Source organism: Flavobacterium flabelliforme (genome assembly GCF_017948675.1).
Classification (GTDB): Bacteria; Bacteroidota; Bacteroidia; order Flavobacteriales; family Flavobacteriaceae; genus Flavobacterium; species Flavobacterium pygoscelis.
Map to the genome: position 1 here is coordinate 355,034 of NZ_JAGFBU010000002.1, position 17,759 is coordinate 372,792.

The 17,759-nt window shown below is 31.9% G+C and carries 14 protein-coding genes; 6 read left to right on the forward strand and 8 right to left on the reverse strand.

What is annotated here, in order from left to right; translation table 11 throughout:
- Positions 1-21 precede the first annotated feature (21 nt).
- The 3 genes from rny to J3S90_RS07930 all read right to left on the reverse strand — a co-directional run bounded on the left by rny (position 22) and on the right by J3S90_RS07930 (position 2,388).
- The gene (rny, locus tag J3S90_RS07920) at positions 22-1,587 is read right to left on the reverse strand and encodes a ribonuclease Y (RefSeq protein WP_188051127.1); all 1,566 of its coding nucleotides are present in this window, start codon (positions 1,585-1,587) and stop codon (positions 22-24) included.
- Positions 1,588-1,795: 208 nt separating this feature from the next.
- Positions 1,796-2,089, reverse strand: coding sequence for a cell division protein ZapA (locus J3S90_RS07925; protein ID WP_121926008.1), 294 nt, complete (start codon positions 2,087-2,089; stop codon positions 1,796-1,798).
- 8 nt (positions 2,090-2,097) lie between these two features.
- Positions 2,098-2,388, reverse strand: a complete 291-nt coding sequence (locus tag J3S90_RS07930) for a hypothetical protein (RefSeq protein ID WP_210645737.1) — start codon at positions 2,386-2,388, stop codon at positions 2,098-2,100.
- Positions 2,389-2,564: 176 nt separating this feature from the next.
- Between J3S90_RS07930 and J3S90_RS07935 the strand changes: the two genes are divergently transcribed.
- The 3 genes from J3S90_RS07935 (at position 2,565) to J3S90_RS07945 (ending at position 7,574) form a co-directional block, all read left to right on the forward strand.
- Entirely contained in the window at positions 2,565-4,262 is a 1,698-nt protein-coding gene (locus J3S90_RS07935; protein ID WP_210645738.1) for a M23 family metallopeptidase, read from the forward strand.
- Between the two features lie 54 nt (positions 4,263-4,316).
- Positions 4,317-6,734: a TonB-dependent receptor gene (locus J3S90_RS07940; protein WP_210645868.1), complete on the forward strand. Its 2,418-nt coding sequence runs from the start codon at positions 4,317-4,319 to the stop codon at positions 6,732-6,734.
- A 117-nt stretch (positions 6,735-6,851) separates the two neighbouring features.
- Entirely contained in the window at positions 6,852-7,574 is a 723-nt protein-coding gene (locus J3S90_RS07945; protein ID WP_210645739.1) for a hypothetical protein, read from the forward strand.
- Between the two features lie 8 nt (positions 7,575-7,582).
- On the opposite strand, the gene J3S90_RS07950 is transcribed toward J3S90_RS07945, so the two are convergent.
- The 5 genes from J3S90_RS07950 to J3S90_RS07970 form a co-directional block, all read right to left on the reverse strand.
- Entirely contained in the window at positions 7,583-8,284 is a 702-nt protein-coding gene (locus tag J3S90_RS07950) for a hypothetical protein (protein ID WP_188051131.1), read from the reverse strand.
- A 46-nt stretch (positions 8,285-8,330) separates the two neighbouring features.
- Positions 8,331-10,199: an ABC transporter ATP-binding protein gene (locus J3S90_RS07955; protein ID WP_210645740.1), complete on the reverse strand. Its 1,869-nt coding sequence runs from the start codon at positions 10,197-10,199 to the stop codon at positions 8,331-8,333.
- Positions 10,200-10,274: 75 nt separating this feature from the next.
- Positions 10,275-12,002: a phospho-sugar mutase gene (locus J3S90_RS07960; RefSeq protein WP_210645741.1), complete on the reverse strand. Its 1,728-nt coding sequence runs from the start codon at positions 12,000-12,002 to the stop codon at positions 10,275-10,277.
- A 497-nt stretch (positions 12,003-12,499) separates the two neighbouring features.
- Positions 12,500-13,456: a glycosyltransferase family 2 protein gene (locus J3S90_RS07965; protein WP_210645742.1), complete on the reverse strand. Its 957-nt coding sequence runs from the start codon at positions 13,454-13,456 to the stop codon at positions 12,500-12,502.
- A gap of 4 nt (positions 13,457-13,460) precedes the next feature.
- Complete coding sequence (locus J3S90_RS07970; protein WP_210645743.1) at positions 13,461-14,003, reverse strand: DUF4199 domain-containing protein; 543 nt, start codon at positions 14,001-14,003, stop codon at positions 13,461-13,463.
- Between the two features lie 242 nt (positions 14,004-14,245).
- Here J3S90_RS07970 and J3S90_RS07975 point away from each other — a divergent pair, with 242 nt between their 5' ends.
- The 3 genes from J3S90_RS07975 to J3S90_RS07985 all read left to right on the forward strand — a co-directional run bounded on the left by J3S90_RS07975 (position 14,246) and on the right by J3S90_RS07985 (position 17,609).
- Positions 14,246-14,497 (forward strand): type B 50S ribosomal protein L31, encoded by a 252-nt coding sequence (locus J3S90_RS07975; RefSeq protein ID WP_188051136.1) that lies wholly within the window; start codon positions 14,246-14,248, stop codon positions 14,495-14,497.
- A 174-nt stretch (positions 14,498-14,671) separates the two neighbouring features.
- A complete protein-coding gene (locus J3S90_RS07980; RefSeq protein WP_188051137.1) occupies positions 14,672-15,847 on the forward strand; it encodes a GlmU family protein in 1,176 nt (391 codons plus the stop codon).
- Between the two features lie 298 nt (positions 15,848-16,145).
- Entirely contained in the window at positions 16,146-17,609 is a 1,464-nt protein-coding gene (locus J3S90_RS07985) for an alanine/glycine:cation symporter family protein (RefSeq protein ID WP_210645744.1), read from the forward strand.
- The last annotated feature ends 150 nt before the right edge of the window (positions 17,610-17,759 follow it).

Sequence of the window (17,759 nt, forward strand, 5' to 3'; positions counted from 1 at the left end):
TTCAATAAATGAAATTATAATTTATTTAGCAATATTCACAGCTCTTGTTTCACGAATTACTGTTACTTTAACCTGCCCTGGATATGTCATTTCTGTTTGTATTTTTTGTGATATATCAAAAGATAAGGTAGCCGCATTATCATCTGAAACTTTTTCGCTTTCTACAATAACACGTAGTTCTCTACCAGCTTGAATAGCATAAGCATTTTTAACACCGCTAAAACCGTAAGCAACTTCTTCTAAGTCTTTTAAACGTTGAATATAAGAGTCTAAAACTTGTCTTCTTGCGCCTGGTCTTGCTCCAGAAATGGCATCACAAACTTGTACTATTGGTGATAGTAAAGATTTCATTTCGATTTCATCGTGATGCGCTCCAATAGCGTTGCAAACTTCTTCTTTTTCACCATATTTCTCAGCCCATTGCATTCCTAATAAAGCGTGAGGTAAATCACTTTCTGCATCCGGCACTTTACCAATATCGTGCAATAAACCAGCTCTTTTAGCCAGTTTAACGTTTAAACCAAGTTCGGCTGCCATAATTCCACAAAGTTTAGATACTTCGCGCGAGTGTTGTAATAAATTTTGTCCGTAAGATGAACGATATTTCATACGGCCCACCACTTTTATTAATTCGGGGTGTAATCCGTGAATTCCTAAATCGATCACAGTACGTTTTCCTACTTCAATAATTTCATCGTCAATTTGTTTAGCCGTTTTAGCAACTACTTCTTCAATTCGCGCTGGGTGAATACGACCATCTGTTACTAATTTGTGTAATGCTAAACGGGCAATTTCTCTACGTACAGGGTCAAAACAAGAAAGGATAATTGCTTCTGGCGTGTCATCAACAATGATTTCTACTCCAGTTGCGGCTTCTAATGCACGAATGTTTCTACCTTCACGGCCAATAATTCGTCCTTTAACATCATCTGATTCTATGTTAAATACAGAAACACAATTTTCTACCGCTTCTTCTGTACCAACGCGTTGTATGGTATTAATAATGATTTTTTTAGCTTCTTGTTGTGCTGTAAGTTTAGCCTCTTCAATAGTGTCCTGAATATGAGACATTGCAGAACTTTTAGCTTCAGCTTTCAAACCATCTACTAATTGATTTTTGGCTTCTTCTGCAGACAAACCAGAAATAACTTCTAGTTGTTGTAATTGGCTTTTGTGTAAACGATCTACTTCAGCTTGTTTTTTATCTAAATTTTCAATTTTTGCGGTAAACTCAGCAGTTTTAGATTCAAAATCGTCATTTACTTTCTTTGCTTTTGATAATTCATTAGAAATTTGGGATTCCTTATCACGTACTCTTTTTTCTATTTCAGCTACTTTTTTATCGCGGGATAAAATTACTTGTTCGTGTTCAGACTTTAACTCGATAAATTTTTCTTTGGCTTGAAGTATTTTATCTTTCTTTATGTTTTCTGCTTCAAGGTTTGCGTCTCTTAGGATAGATGCTGCTTCTTTTTTAGAATTTTTAATTAAGTTAGAGATATTGCTTTTTTCTATTAATTTGGCGATTGCAAAACCCGCTACAATACCTATAATTCCTGCAATAATAATCGTTAATATGTTGTCCATGTTTGTTAAAATTTATATATAAAAAAAGCCTACATTAATTGCTTGAATAAACTCGAAAAGACAAGTTTTGAGCTAACTCACTGTTCAAGTTTCCTCGCCGAAGCGTGGCATGCTTTAGTAGTGATGATTTGCTCATTCTAAATTGTTAGTGTTGAGTTTACCAAATGTGAACTAATGTAGGCAGTATCTTAGTTTTTGTAAAGAACGTTTATTTGTCGAGATATTGATCTAAAACAGCATTGATTTTTTTAATTCTTTCAATGGTTGCTTCTCCATCAATGGCGTTATCAATTTGTTTTTGTTCTGTTTGTGAAGCAAATTGTAGGGCACACATTGCCAAAACATCTTGTTTATCACGAACAGCGTAATTTTCTTCAAATTGCTTTATCATCTTATCAATTTTTTTCGAAGCACTTCGAAGTCCTTCTTCTTGAGAGGGATCTACCGTTAACGGATAAACCCTGTCGGCTATTGATATTTTAATTTTAAGCTTTTCGTCCATATCTTTTATTAATCTGATAGCTGTGCTATACAGTAATCAATTTCGCGAATTAATGAATTTATTTTAAGCTTTGTATCTCTTTTATTATCGTCACTGCCTAATAATGAATTGGCTATCTTAAGTGTTTCATACTGCTTTTTCAAGGCTTCAATCTCTTCTAATTGAATTTGTATTTGGGATGCATTTTTTATTAATTCCTTTTCTAATTCTTGATTGTTTTGTTCCAAATTTTTCATTTTAATGAAAAGTTTTTCGACTTTATTTTCAAGAGTATCAATAATATCTGCAATTACACTCATTATATATCTTAATTCATTACATAATCATACAAAGTTAGTATTCCTTTTTAATTTTACAATATTTTATTATTTTTTTTGCATAAAATTAGTTAAACATCAGTATTACAAATAGTTGTATTCTTTTTTTTTTAGTGGGGTTTTGAATACTTTTTTTATCTTAGCAAAAATGTAAAACAATGAAATTTTCTGTATTTATTTTATTTTTTGGTGTCTCTGTTTTTGCACAAGTAGAGTATCCTAAAGACTATTTTAGAGCGCCTTTAGATATTCCGATGCAATTGTCAGGAAACTTCGGTGAATTACGTCCCAATCATTTTCATGCTGGTTTTGATTTAAAAACACAGCAAAAGGAAGGTTTAAATGTATATGCAGTAGCTGATGGTTATATTTCTAGAATTAAGATATCTACTTTTGGAAACGGAAAAGCAATTTATATTAATCATCCCAACGGCTATACCTCTGTTTATGGTCATTTAAAATTAGCGAATGATGAAATAGAAAAATTCATTAAGGCTACACATTATAAAGAAGAAAATTTTGAGATTGAAATGTTTTTAAAGCCTGGTGAACTGCCCGTTAAAAAAGGCCAAATCATTGCTTTCTCTGGTAATACTGGATCTTCAGAAGGACCTCATTTGCATTTTGAATTTCGAGATACAAAAACCGAATTTGTTATTAACCCAATGTTTTTTGGTTTTGATCAATTGACTAAGGATACTAAAAAACCAATAATTTCTAGTGTTTATGTGTATCCTTTAGATTCTAAAACAGCGGTTAATCGGGCTAAAAGGCCTTTACTGCTAAACTTGACTCTTCAAAATGATGGCACTTATTTATCTGAGAAAGTGGTATCCAATGGCGCAATAGGTTTTGGAATTACTACTTATGATACCGATGACGTTTCGTTCAACAATAACGGTGTTTATAAGGTGCAATCTTTTTATAATGGAAAACCTAATTTTGGATATGAATTTAACACCTATTCATTTGATGAAATGCGATATATTAACGCATTGATTGATTATCCAAGATATAAGAAAATGCAACAAAGGGTTCAGAAACTTTTTATGAAAAACCCCTATAATTTAAGTATTATCAAAACGGATGAGAATAAAGGAATTTTACAAGTTTCTCCAAATTTAAACTCCTCGTATCGTATAGAAGTATCCGATTTTTACGGTAATAAAAGAAGTATTACTATTCCGGTACAATATGATTTATTATCGACTATTATAGACGCAGAACCGTCAAAATCTAATTATTACATAAAGGCGAATAAAGATATGAATTTTGCTCTAGGTGGGATGTCCGTGTTTTTTCCTGCTGGAACTTTTTATGATGATTTTGAATTTAATTTTGGGGTAAAAAATGACACTTTAATTTTACACGACGATACTGTTCCCGCTCATACTAATTTTACGGTTAGTATTGAAGACACTAAATCTACAGCAGTTCAAAAAGAAAAAATGTTTATTGGTAGAATAGATGGTAATAAAATCAGTTATAATTCGACTTATAAAAAAGACAATGTTTTTAGTGCAAAAGTTAAAACATTAGGTAAATATAAATTGGCAATTGATACTATTGCACCAAAAATTAGTATAGCAACTCCAATTGAAGGGAAATGGATAAGTGCTCAAAAAACACTGCAGTTATCTATATATGATGAATTGTCTGGTATAAAATCCTATAACGGTTATTTGAACGGAAAGTGGATTTTGATGGAATATGACAATAAAACCAGAAAATTAACTCACTTTTTTGCTGATGGAATCGTTGCCGAAGGTGCAAATGATTTAAAAGTTGTTGTAATAGATAATGTAGGAAATTCGACTACCTTTGAAACGCATTTTTTTAGAAATCAAAAAAAATAATCACTTTTGAGTACAAAACAATTCTTTACTATTTTTTTATTCTCACTAAGTCTGATGATTTTTGGTCAGACAGCTAGGATTAAAGGGATTGTTTTAGACAAAAATAATCATCCAGTAGAGAATGTTAATATTTCTTGTCTTTCAATAACTACAAAATCGAATTATGATGGATTTTATGAGCTAAAAGTTCCTGCCAATCAAAAAGTAACAGTTGTTTTTTCTCATGTGTCTCTAAAAAAAGTTACAGTTTACCTTACTTTAGCTACCAACGAAACTAAAGAGTTTAATCCTGTAATGAGTGATCAAGAGGAACAAATGAGTGAAGTTTTGGTTGACGGTACTTCTAAAAAGCTATTTCAAAATGGGATTGATATTGAGCCAGAATTGCTTAAAAGAATTCCAGGAGCTAACCCAGGAGTCGAAAATATTTTGAAAACTTTACCAGGTGTCAATTCTAATAATGAATTAAGTACTCAATATGCAGTTCGTGGAGGAAACTATGATGAAAATTTAGTTTATGTAAATGAAATTGAAGTCTATCGCCCTTTTCTTATTCGATCTGGTCAACAAGAAGGTCTTAGTTTTACCAATACTGATTTAGTACAAAATGTAGATTTTTCTGCGGGTGGTTTTCAAGCTAAATTTGGAGATAAATTATCCTCAGTTTTAGATATTACTTATAGAAAACCTATAAAATTCAGCTCTGGTATTGAAGCGAGTTTCCTTGGCGGAAGCGTATTTGTAGATGGTGTTTCTCAAAATAAAAAATGGTCTGTTATTACGGGGGTTAGGTATCGCAATAATAGTCTATTAGTCAAAAGTCAAGAAACACAAACCAATTTTAAACCCTCTTTTGCGGATCTTCAAACGAATATTAATTATGTAGCATCTGCAAAATGGCAATTTAGTTTTTTAGGAAACATTTCTCAAAATAAGTATCAATATCAACCCTTGACGCGACAAACTAATTTTGGAACAATTGATAAACCAATGGTTTTGACTGTTTTTTATGAAGGTCAAGAAAAGGACAAGTACGATACTTATTTTGGAGCTTTTAAGACTACATACAACGCCAATGATCACTTTACTTTGAAATTTATAGGTTCTATATTTCATACAATTGAACAGGAATATTTTGATGTTTTGGCACAGTACAAACTTGGTGAAGTTGATTCGAGTTTGGGTTCCGAAAGTTTTGGGAAAGTGGGTTATACAAGAGGGATTGGTTCGCAGCTCAATCATGCCAGAAATGATCTGGATGCATTAATTGTAAATACAGAAATTAAGGGTTTTCAGGATTGGAAAAATAGTCAATTAGAATGGGGAATTAAATATACTAGAGAGTCCATAAGAGATCGTATCATTGAGTGGGAGGTAATCGATTCAGCAGGTTTTTCTATAAATCCTCCTATGATTAATTTGCCTAAAAATGATCAGCCTTATTCTTCCTATACCGGACCACTTATTCCTTATCAAAATGTAAGAGCTACTAATTTTAACTCTATTAATAGATTTTCTGGTTATTTTCAATGGAGTTTAAAAGGATTTATTGGTTCTAGTGAAGTTTTTTATAATGCTGGCGTTCGGGCGCAGAGTTGGAATGTTTTAGGAGATAACGAAATAGGTAAATTTCAAACTACTTTTAGTCCAAGGGCACAAATTGCTATAAAACCGAATTGGCAAAAAGATATGGTATTTAGATTATCTGGAGGATTGTATCACCAACCTCCGTTTTACAGAGAATTAAGAAATGCCCAAGCCGTAGTTCAAACCAATACAAAAGCACAACAATCCGTACATATTGTGTTAGCGAATGACTACAGTTTCAAGATGTGGAGCCGTCCTTTTAAACTAGTTTCCGAGTTGTATTATAAATCATTAACCAATGTTAATACCTACACAATAGACAATGTTCGAATTCGATATGCCGCTAATAATGATGCTACAGCTTATGTACAGGGATTAGATTTAAGGTTAAATGGCGAGTTTGTCCCAGGTACGGAATCTTGGATTAGTTTTGGTTATTTAAAAACCCAGGAAAATAGTCAAGAAAAAGGATATATTGCCAGACCTACGGATCAAAGATTAAAATTTGGATTGTTATTTCAAGATTATATGCCAACAATTCCAAGTTTAAAATTATACTTAAATTTAGTTTATAATACAGGATTACCAGGAGGATCACCTTCATACACGAATCCTTATTTATATCAAAATAGATTGAATGACTATCGTAGAGTAGATGTAGGTTTTTCTAAAGTTTTGATTGATTCTAATACTGAAAAAAGAAAAACACTTTGGCTGAATAGTTTTAAAGAATTGACTTTAGGTTTAGAGATTTTTAATCTTTTTAACAATCAAAATGCGATTACAAATACTTGGGTAAGGGATGTGTATTCTAAAAATCAATATGCCATTCCAAATTATATGACTACCCGTGTCTTTAATTTAAAATTGACTGCAAAGTTATAATAAAAAAAAAGAACGTAAGTTAGCAAGCCGTACAGCTATTTATTAAGTTAAATCAAGTTTTAATGCACGTACCATTTTTTAAAAATGATTACATTTGAATATTAATAGTATTACAATATGAAAAAAATACAATTTACATTTATAGGAATAGCAGTTTTACTTTTAGCAAGTTGTAAGGAAGAGGTAGAAAAGCCTAAAGTAACTTACGATCAAACCGCTAAAGCAAAAGATCCAGTTCGAAAAGATTCATCTCAAATTCAAATTGCTGATTTGCCAATACAAATGGATGGAACAGATTACTTATTGCATCCAGTTGCTGATTTAAGCATTCGTGAAAAAGGAATTAAAGCACGCTATGGTTCGTCAAATGTAAATGACTTGAGTTTTACGATTTCTAATTATGGAGAATTTGAAATTACGGGTTATTTACAAAACATTAAATTCCAAAAAATTGATTCTGATTCTATTAGGAAGTTAACTGATAAACCAGTTTTAATACAAACCGCAACTTATTTAAAGTCTGTAGCTGATAAAACTAACAATCATGTCATGGTATATACTATGGTAGATATGGATACTAACAAAGATGGCAAATTAGATACCAGTGATATCAAAGCATTGTATTTGAGTGATATTAGCGGAGAACGATTTACTAAAATATCTACTGATTTTCAGGAATTAATCGATTGGAAATTAATAACATCTAAAAATCGATTGTATTATAGAACAGTTGAAGACACTAATAAAAATGGTGAATTTGATAAAAATGATGCTGTAAATTACTACTACATTGATCTATCCAATAAAGAATGGAAGATAGTAAGCTACGAACCGGTTTAGGATTAATTCTAAATTAAAATATCACTTTCTAAATCTGATTTTTCTATTGTAAAATCGAAATTCAGCTTTTTTACTAATTGTATAACTAGGTTTTTATACCAGTTTTCAGATTTAGGATGAATGTATATTTTTTCAATCAGCTCGTTAATATTAACATTGATTTTCAATCCTTCATTTATCCTTAATTGATTGTCGCCAATATCAGTAATAACGCGTACTTCACCTTCATATTGAAAGCTTTTACGTTTGAATAAAAAAGGAAAGAACATATCGTCAAAAGGAATATGTTCTTTCTTGTAATCAATGTAGTTTACTTCCCCAATGTATTGGTTGAAATTTGTTTCGGGAATAAGCGATTTTTGTAGCCTTCCTATAGTAGACTGTATGGCTAAACCTTCACTGTTTTGAGTGAAAATTTGCCACATAGCAAACGATTCATACTCATTAATATGCCAACTGCTAATGGCTACTTTTTCTCTATGACTTTTATAAAAATCTAAAAAAGAAGGATTGTCAATAGAAAGCTTCTTTATTTCTTCAAATGTAGGCTCGCTGAAAGTACCTTCGTACTGATCTTCAAATTTATCAGATCGAGACATGAATAGTTTTTGAGACATCAGTAAATCCAGAAACTTTGACAAATCGAGATACTTCCAAATAATAGTATTTGGATCCTCAGGTAGTTTTATGTTTGGATTATGGATGTACATGGTATTAGATTTTAATTAAATAAAAAAAATACTTCTTAAAAATAAGTTATTCAAAAGATTGCATAGAGACTAACTTGTTATAATTACCATTCATTGCCATAAGTTCGTCATGTTTGCCTTGCTCAACAATTTTTCCTTTTTTCATTACCACAATTAAATCGGCTTTTTGAATGGTCGAAAGTCGGTGCGCAATTACAATAGATGTTCTGTTTTGCATCATATTCTCTAACGCAATTTGAACAAATTTTTCGCTTTCCGTATCCAAGGCTGATGTAGCTTCATCTAAAATCATGATAGGAGGATTTTTCAAAACGGCACGAGCGATAGATAAACGTTGTTTTTGTCCACCCGAAAGTTTGTTTCCGCTATCACCAATATTGGTATGAATTCCAAGAGGTAGGTCTTTTACAAATTCGTAAGCATTAGCAATTTTTAGCGCTTCCATAATTTCATAATCTGTGGCATCGTGCTTTCCTAAAGCAATATTGGCTTTAATAGTGTCATTAAACAAAATGCTATCTTGTGTAACCAGTCCCATTAAATCACGAAGAGAATGTAGATTCATGTCTTTAATATCAACTCCATCAATACATATAGTCCCTTCATTAACATCGTAAAAACGGGTTAGCAAATTAGCAATAGTACTTTTTCCGCTACCCGATTGGCCTACAAGTGCAATGGTTTGTCCTTTTTTTACTTCCAATGAAAAATCTTTCAAAACATTCTCATTTTCGTATTTAAAGTTGATGTCTTTGATGACAATGTTTGTGTCAAAAGAATCTTTCTTAATCGCATTAACTTTACTAGTAATGGTATTTTCTTGTTCTAAAATTTCTAAAACTCGCTCTGCCGCTGCGTTTCCTCTTTTTACAGAATATGAAGCCTTAGATATTGATTTTGCTGGTGTAAGAATGTTATAAGCAAGTCCCATGTAAGCAATAAAGGAAGCTCCATTTAAAGTTTTTTCTATCAAAACCATTTGTCCGCCATACCATAATAAGATAGCGATAACCATAATTCCCATAAATTCACTCGCAGGTGAAGCTAGATTCTGACGGTTTCCAATGCTGTTGGATAAATTAAAAAAACGTTGAGTAGATTCTTGAAAAACTTTATAAAAATGATTCTCTGAGTTGTATCCTTTTACGACTTTTAATCCCCCTAAGGTTTCTTCAATCGTAGATAGGAAAATACCTTGTTCTTGTTGTGCTTTTGTTGATTGTTTTTTTAATTGCTTTCCTATTAATGATATGATATAACCCGAAACTGGGATGAAAATAAATACAAATAAGGTTAGTTTTACACTTATCGAAAGCATAGCAATTATGGTAAAAACAATGGTCAGAGGTTCTTTTACAACAAGTTCTAGTATAGACAAAAAGGAAGTTTGCACTTCGTTTACATCAGCAGAAATTCTAGAGATAACATCACCTTTTCTCTTTTCAGAAAAAAAGGATAAGGGTAAATTGATGGTTTTTTTATACATAGCATTTCGCATGTCTTTTAGAATACCATTTCGTAAAAAGGTAATAAAAAACATAGCCAGATAATCAAAAAGATTTTTCAATAAAAAAATCGAAATAATAACCGCAACCATTATAGACAATGTATAACCTACGCCTTGTGTTGCTGTTGTTGTGGTAATAAAGTAACTTAGATAGTTTTCTAAAAAGAGTTTTGTACTTTCAAAATAGAGTTTTATATCCTCAAAAAAATGATTGGTATTTATAAAACCGTTATAAATAGGAGCGATAGTATTTTTTTTTGTTTGGTCAAATAAAACCTGCATCATGGGTATCAATGCCATGAAGGAAAGTGTGCTAAAAAGCGCATACAAAACATTAAAAAATATATTTAAGTAAGCGTATTTTTTATAGGGAATTATAAAAGGAAATATCTTTTTGAAATTGCTCATTGTTTGTTTTTTACCATCAAGACCCGACCTTTTATATAATGGGTCGGGTCTGTCAGAAAAATTAATATTTTATAATTAATTCAGTTGCATTGCTGCAATAATGTCTTTTATTTTATTGTCTAAGATTTCTTCTACTTCCTTGAAATCTTCTACCGCATGTAATTCCGTGTTTACACTAATGTAAAACTTTATTTTTGGTTCTGTTCCGCTAGGACGGGCGCAAATTTTAGAACCGTCTTCAATATAATAGATTAAAACATTTGATTTTGGAATTTGTAATGTAGTAATCTCGTCGTCTAGTAAGTTTTTAGCAGTTGATGACTGATAATCCTCTACCATTATAACGCGTTGTCCGTTGATCTCTTTTATTGGATTCTCTCTCATATCAATCATCATCTGATTGATTTCTTCTAAGCCATGCATTCCTTTTTTGGTCAACGAAACTAAATGCTCTTTGTAGCATCCATTATCTACGTATAATTTGACTAACTCTTTGTAAATGGTACTTCCTTTTGCTTTTGCTTGAGCTGCCATTTCGCAAATTAATAAAGTAGCAGCAACAGCATCTTTATCACGAACAGCATCACCTACCATAAAACCAAAACTTTCTTCACCGCCACCTATGAATTCTAGTTCTGGAAAATCTTTTATCATTTTGGCTATCCATTTAAAGCCAGTCAATCCTATTTTACATTCTACTTCATAATTAGTCGCTAACTCCATCATCATAGGAGTAGAAACAATTGTAGAACCTACAAATTGTTTTCCGTTAATTTTTCCCGCTTTTTTCCATTGTTCTAATAAAAAAGCAGTCATCAAGATCATAGTTTGATTCCCGTTTAACAAAATCATTTGACCCTCATTGTTTCGAACGGCGACGCCTAAACGATCACAATCTGGATCTGTTCCTATAACAATATCCGAATTGGTTTTTTCTGCCAATGCAATCGCCATAGCCAATGCTTCTGGCTCTTCTGGATTTGGAGATTTTACGGTAGGGAAATCGCCATTAGGAACCGCTTGTTCAGGTACGATATGCACATTGGTGTATCCAGCTTGCGCTAAAGTATCAGGAACCAAAGTGATAGAGGTTCCGTGTAAGGAGGTAAAAACGATTTTTAAATTTTCTTTGGCTGCAGCATCCGTGTTAAAGCTCGCATTTTGAATAGATGATTTTATAAAAGCTTTATCGACTTCTGTGTCTATATAATGAATCAAATCTTCGTTAGCTGTAAAGTTAATTTCATTGTAATTTAAATTTTCAATACTCGTAATAATACCTTTGTCTTCTGGAGGTACAATTTGGCCCCCATCTTCCCAATATACTTTGTAACCATTGTATTCAGGTGGATTGTGTGAAGCTGTTAAAACGATTCCTGCTTGGCAACCTAAATATTTTACGGCAAAAGATAATTCTGGCGTAGGTCGTAAATCTGAAAATAAATACACTGAAATTCCATTAGCAGTAAAAACATCTGCTACAAGTTTTGCTAAAGTTTTACTGTTGTGGCGACAATCATAAGCAATAGCAACTTTTAATTTTTTGTTAGGAAATACTTCATGCATGTAATTACAAAGGCCTTGTGTGCTTTTTCCAAGCGTATATTTATTGATACGATTGTTTCCAACTCCCATTACACCACGCATTCCGCCTGTTCCAAATTCTAAATTTTTATAGAAACTCTCTTCTAATTCCGCAGGTGATGTAGTCATTAACTCTTTAATGGCAATGTGAGTTTCATTATCAAATGTTGGTGTAAGCCATTCATTTACTGCGTCTAATATATTTTGTTTAATCTCCATTTTTAATAATTTTTAGTTCAAGAACTATTTGTAATTCCCAAGGTTTTTAGATTTTTAAATCTTTGGTTGAAAAACAGTAAATAGTTTATTCAAACCAATCAAGACTTGCTAGGCATTTATGAACTTTTTGTATAACTTTTTTTCTCTCTTTATTTTGTTGGTATTGTCTGTGTTGTCAGCAAAATGTTTGTTGATAATTAGATACTGATTTTTAATTATTTGAATATAATACAAGACAAATAGTCTTCAAACTTAGATTCAATACTAGCAAAGCTACAATAGTAATCTAAACCTCTCTTTTACACCTGAGGAAAGATATTAGAACAAAATTTTAGCTTTTTATGTAATAGGAAACAACCATCTCTTTAGAAAATATATTACATGCAATCCTATTTTCGATCATTAATAAACGAAATTCTGTATTTTAAAAAAAACGATAATTTAGTGCTAAATATGCAAAAAGCATTTGTTTCTAAGTTTCAGTTGTATGAAATTAACTAAAAATTCACTTCTCTAGATACTTTGTAGCGCTCTTCGTTATTTTTGGTTCGTAATATTATTTCTCCAAGGAAACCAGCTAGGAATAATTGAGTTCCTAAAACCATTGATGTTAATGCAATATAAAACCAAGGGTTACTTGTTACAAGGCTGTATCTCATGTCATTGTACATATGGTATAATTTAGAGATACCAATAAATCCTGCTAACATAAATCCAATTATGAACATCAAAGAACCTATAGCACCAAATAAATGCATGGGACGTTTTCCAAACCGAGAAAGAAACCAAATCGTAATTAAATCCAGGAAACCATTGATGAAACGTTCCATACCAAATTTAGTTTCACCATATTTTCTGGCTTGATGTTGCACTACTTTTTCACCAATTTTTCCAAATCCGGCATTTTTAGCTAAAACAGGAATATAACGGTGCATTTCACCAGAAACTTCGATGTTTTTTACGACAACATTTTTATAAGCTTTTAGCCCACAATTGAAATCATTGAGTTCTACTCCCGATGTTTTTCTTGCAGCCCAATTGAATAATTTTGAGGGTAAGTTTTTGGCAACAACGGAGTCGTAGCGTTTCTTTTTCCAGCCAGAAACCAAATCATACTTACCGTTTACGATCATTTCATATAATCCCGGAATCTCTTCTGGACTATCTTGTAAATCGGCATCCATGGTAATAATTACATCGCCTTTAGCTTTTGCAAAACCAGCATGTAGTGCTTGCGACTTGCCAAAGTTTTTCATGAAACGAACACCTTTTACAAAGTTGTTTTCTTGAGCAAAACCTTCAATAATTGCCCAAGAATTATCCGTACTACCATCATCTAAGAAAATAATTTCATAGGTATAGTTGTTTTCTTGCATCACTTTGATGATCCAAGTGTATAATTCTTGTAGCGATTCCTCTTCGTTAAGAAGCGGTATAAGTATGGATAAATTCATTAATTTATATGCTTTGCGGGTTTTGGTTCTTTACAAATGCACCAACAATCAATGAATATATTAATCCGAAAAAGGAATACATTGCAAGAGTAGCTGGAAAAACAATATATGGGTTCATGAATTTTTTAATCATTCCTAAACCTAATTCTAATTGTTCACTTGTAATATTTGGAGTTGTTTTGATCATTTCACTTCTTGAAATGGAAATCATCTCATCTATGAATTCTGGAAAAATTAAATTGAAGATAATACTAAAAATAGCATATATAAGTGCTGCGATAAAGGTGATTGACACACCAGTTTTCAAACATTCACCAAAAGAAATAAATCCATTATTGATGTTTTTTTTATAATTATTACATCCTATATAAATAAAGACAAATGGCAGTATTAGATAATTGGCAATATTTACAATCAAACCTGCACTTGTTCCTACAAGGGCTTTCATGCCGATAATGTACATTATAACAAACTCTAATACCATTATTACACCGAATAAAACGCCGTATTGGAGTCCAGATTTCGCAGGAGATATTTTCTTTTCCATATTTATACTTATATTTATTAAGCTACAAATATAACAATTCCCAATATATGGCGGTGTAAAAATCTCTTTTTACAATTATATAAAAAAAGTCATGCATATAGTTGGTTATTGGAAATAAATTGTAAATTTGCAAACTCAAAATAATATTGTAAAACAAAAAGTTATAATGAGTTTATACCTTTTCTGTTAGAGGAAAAGCTTCAAAACAAGTTGTAGCCAACAAATAAAAAAAGATTAACACGATGAAAAAAGGAACGCACCCAGAAAATTACAGATTAGTTGCATTTAAAGACATGTCGAATGACGAAGTTTTTATCACTAAATCTACTGCAGATACTAAAGAAACAATTACTCACGATGGTGTTGAATACCCAGTAGTGAAAATGGAGATCTCTAGAACTTCTCACCCTTTTTACACAGGTAAATCTAAACTTATCGATACTGCAGGACGTATTGATAAATTTAAAACTAAATACGCTAAGCACGTTAAATAATTTTAATTTGTTTATCTATATAATTAAGCCATGCTGGGAAGCGTGGCTTTTTTTATTAATAATAAGTAATGTGAAGTGAATTTTAGTACTAATTGTATTAAAATAACGCATTTTTATAATTATTTTTGCATTTAAAAAGTTTAAAACTAAGAAATCTATAAATAAATTCGTTTTATGAATTATATCCTTTTTGACGGACCTGCACGAAATGCCTTATTACCTTTTACTTTTACAAGACCTGTTGCTGATATTCTTATCGGAATCGTGACCATTCGTCAAAAATGGGAAATGCGTTTGGGTTCTACTACAACTACATTAACCGAAGAATACTTGTCGGAAAAATATCCTATGGTAGAGTTAGAAGAAAATGTTATGATAAACGCCTCTTTTCTTCCTAATGATGTTTTGGCTGAAATGGTTAGTAATTTAGAGGTGAATCAAGCTATTTTTAAAGGAGATGAAGTCATTGCTTTTTATACCAGCGAAGAGCAGGAAGAAGTAGATTTTGATACTTACGAAATTATAGAATACCACGACGAGTGTATTACGATTAAAAATACTTGGGAGATTTTTTCTAAAAATGATTTGGCAATTCAGGAGGATTTTAAATATTTAACAGAAGATAGAAAATCACAACCTATTCCTAGAAGTGTAAATGTGATTGCTCCTGAAAATATATTTATTGAAGAAGGTGCGAAATTAGAATTTGTTACTCTAAATGCCTCTGCGGGACCTATCTATATAGGTAAAGACGCTGAAATTATGGAAGGATCTATGGTTCGTGGTCCTTTTGCGCTTTGTGACAATGCCTCTGTTAAAATGGGATCTAAAGTTTATGGTGCCACAACAGTAGGACCGCATTCAAGAATAGGTGGTGAAGTAAAAAATACCGTTCTTTTTGCACATTCTAATAAAGGACATGAAGGATATTTAGGGGATTCTGTTGTGGGAGAATGGTGTAATTTGGGTGCAGATACTAACAATTCAAACCTAAAAAATAATTACGAAGAAGTAAAATTATGGAGTTATGAAACAGAAGGATTTGCTAAAACGGGTCTTCAATTTTGTGGATTAATGATGGGTGATCATAGTAAATGTGGTATCAATACTATGTTTAACACTGGAACTGTTGTGGGTGTAAGTGCTAATATTTTTGGTACTGGTTTTCCGCGTAATTTTATACCGAGTTTTTCTTGGGGAGGTGCTTCTGGATTTACAACCTATCTTACTAAAAAAGCATTTGAAACTGCTAAATTAGTAATGATTCGTAGAGGTGTTGAATTCGACGAAAGAGAAGCTGCTATTTTAGAGCATGTTTTTGAAGAAAGTAAAAAATGGAGGAAAGACTAATTTAATTTAGAAAACTCATCGATCTAGAACTGCCTCATTTTTGTAAATGGGGCAGTTTTTTTTTAGTTCATTTTTGCCGATTTAATTTTACATAATGAGTTTTATATGTTAAAAAAACAACTTTAAACTAAAATAAAGGTGATCTATTAGATGTTGATTTATAGAGAATTAATTATTTTTTTAGTTTTATTACTGCACATAGTTAGTTTTTATTGTCTGTATGTTATAGTTTTATCGAAAATTAATAATAAAATCAAACCTTTATTGGTTTTATGATAATTATAAATGAATTAATTATATGGAGAATTTTGTAAGTGTCATCAATGGACTTGTTTGGAGTAATGCATTAATCGCTTTGTGTCTTGGAACAGGACTTTATTTTTCTGTAAGAACGCGTTTTTTACAAGTACGTCATTTCAAAGAAATGTTTCGTTTGTTATTTGATGGTAAGAGCACTGATTCGGGTGTTTCCTCTTTTCAAGCTTTATCAATGTCTTTGGCGGGTAGAGTAGGTACGGGAAATATTGCAGGAGTAGCAACAGCAATTGCTTTTGGAGGTCCAGGAGCCATGTTTTGGATGTGGTTAGTGGCTTTTTTAGGAGCGAGTACAGCGTTTATCGAAGCTACTTTAGCTCAAATTTATAAAGAAAAACATTTAGGTGAATTGCGAGGTGGTCCTGCATTTTATATCGAGCGCGGATTAGGAATTAAATGGTTTGGAGTTTTATTTGCTATTGTTTCTGTAATTTCTGCTGGAGTTCTTTTGCCAGGTGTTCAGGCAAATTCTGTTGCAGACGGAATCAAAAATGCCTTTAACTTAGAAACATGGGTTACTGGTGTTGGTCTTGTTTTGATATTTGCTGCAATTGTTTTTGGAGGTGTAAAAAGGATCGCAAAATTCACTGAATATATTGTTCCTTTCATGGCTATTGGGTATATGTTAATTGCGGTGATAATTATAGTAGTTGATTTCAAGAACCTTCCTGATGTAATTGCCTTAGTTTTTAAAAGTGCCTTTAATATGGAAGCTGGTTTTGGAGCTGTTTTTGGTTTAGCAGTTCAGTGGGGAGTAAAAAGAGGAATCTATTCTAATGAAGCTGGGCAAGGAACAGCTCCACATATTGCAGCGGCTGCCAATGTTTCTCATCCGGCGAAACAAGGTTTAGTTCAGTCCTTCTCTGTTTATATTGATACTTTATTAGTGTGTTCTGCAACAGGATTTATGTTATTAATGACCGGTAAGTATAATGTGCATAATCCAGATTTTGGAATCGCAGGTGCCTCTGAATTCTTATATTCTGGTGCTCAAAATATTGCAGTAGGTCCAGGATACACGCAGAGTGCTATGGATAGCGTTTTTCCAGGTTTTGGTTCTTATTTTGTAGCTATTGCATTGTTTTTCTTCGCGTTTACAACTATTTTAGCTTATTATTATATTGCAGAAACAAATATTTCTTACCTAACAAGAAAATTTGAATCTCCTGTTTTTAATTATGTTCTTAAAATAATTATGATGTTAGTGATCATGTATGGTTCTATAAATCAAGCTAAACTAGCATGGGATATTGGAGATATTGGAGTTGGATTGATGGCATGGTTTAATATTATTGCAATCATTTTACTTCAAAAACCAGCATTAGCAGCGCTAAAAGACTATGAAAAACAGAAAAAGCAAGGTTTAGATCCAGTTTTTAGCCCGGAAGATATTGGAGTTACTAATGCTCATATTTGGAATACTATTCAAAAAAACGAGCAAGTCTAAAACCTTTTTTTTATTTGCAAAAGCTTCTGAAAATGGTAATTTATTACTGTTTTTAGAAGCTTTTATTTTATAAAAACTAATTACTTATTTACTCTATATTTGCACCTTCAAATTTTAGGCACTATTTTGATTCTATTTTTTGATTTCTAA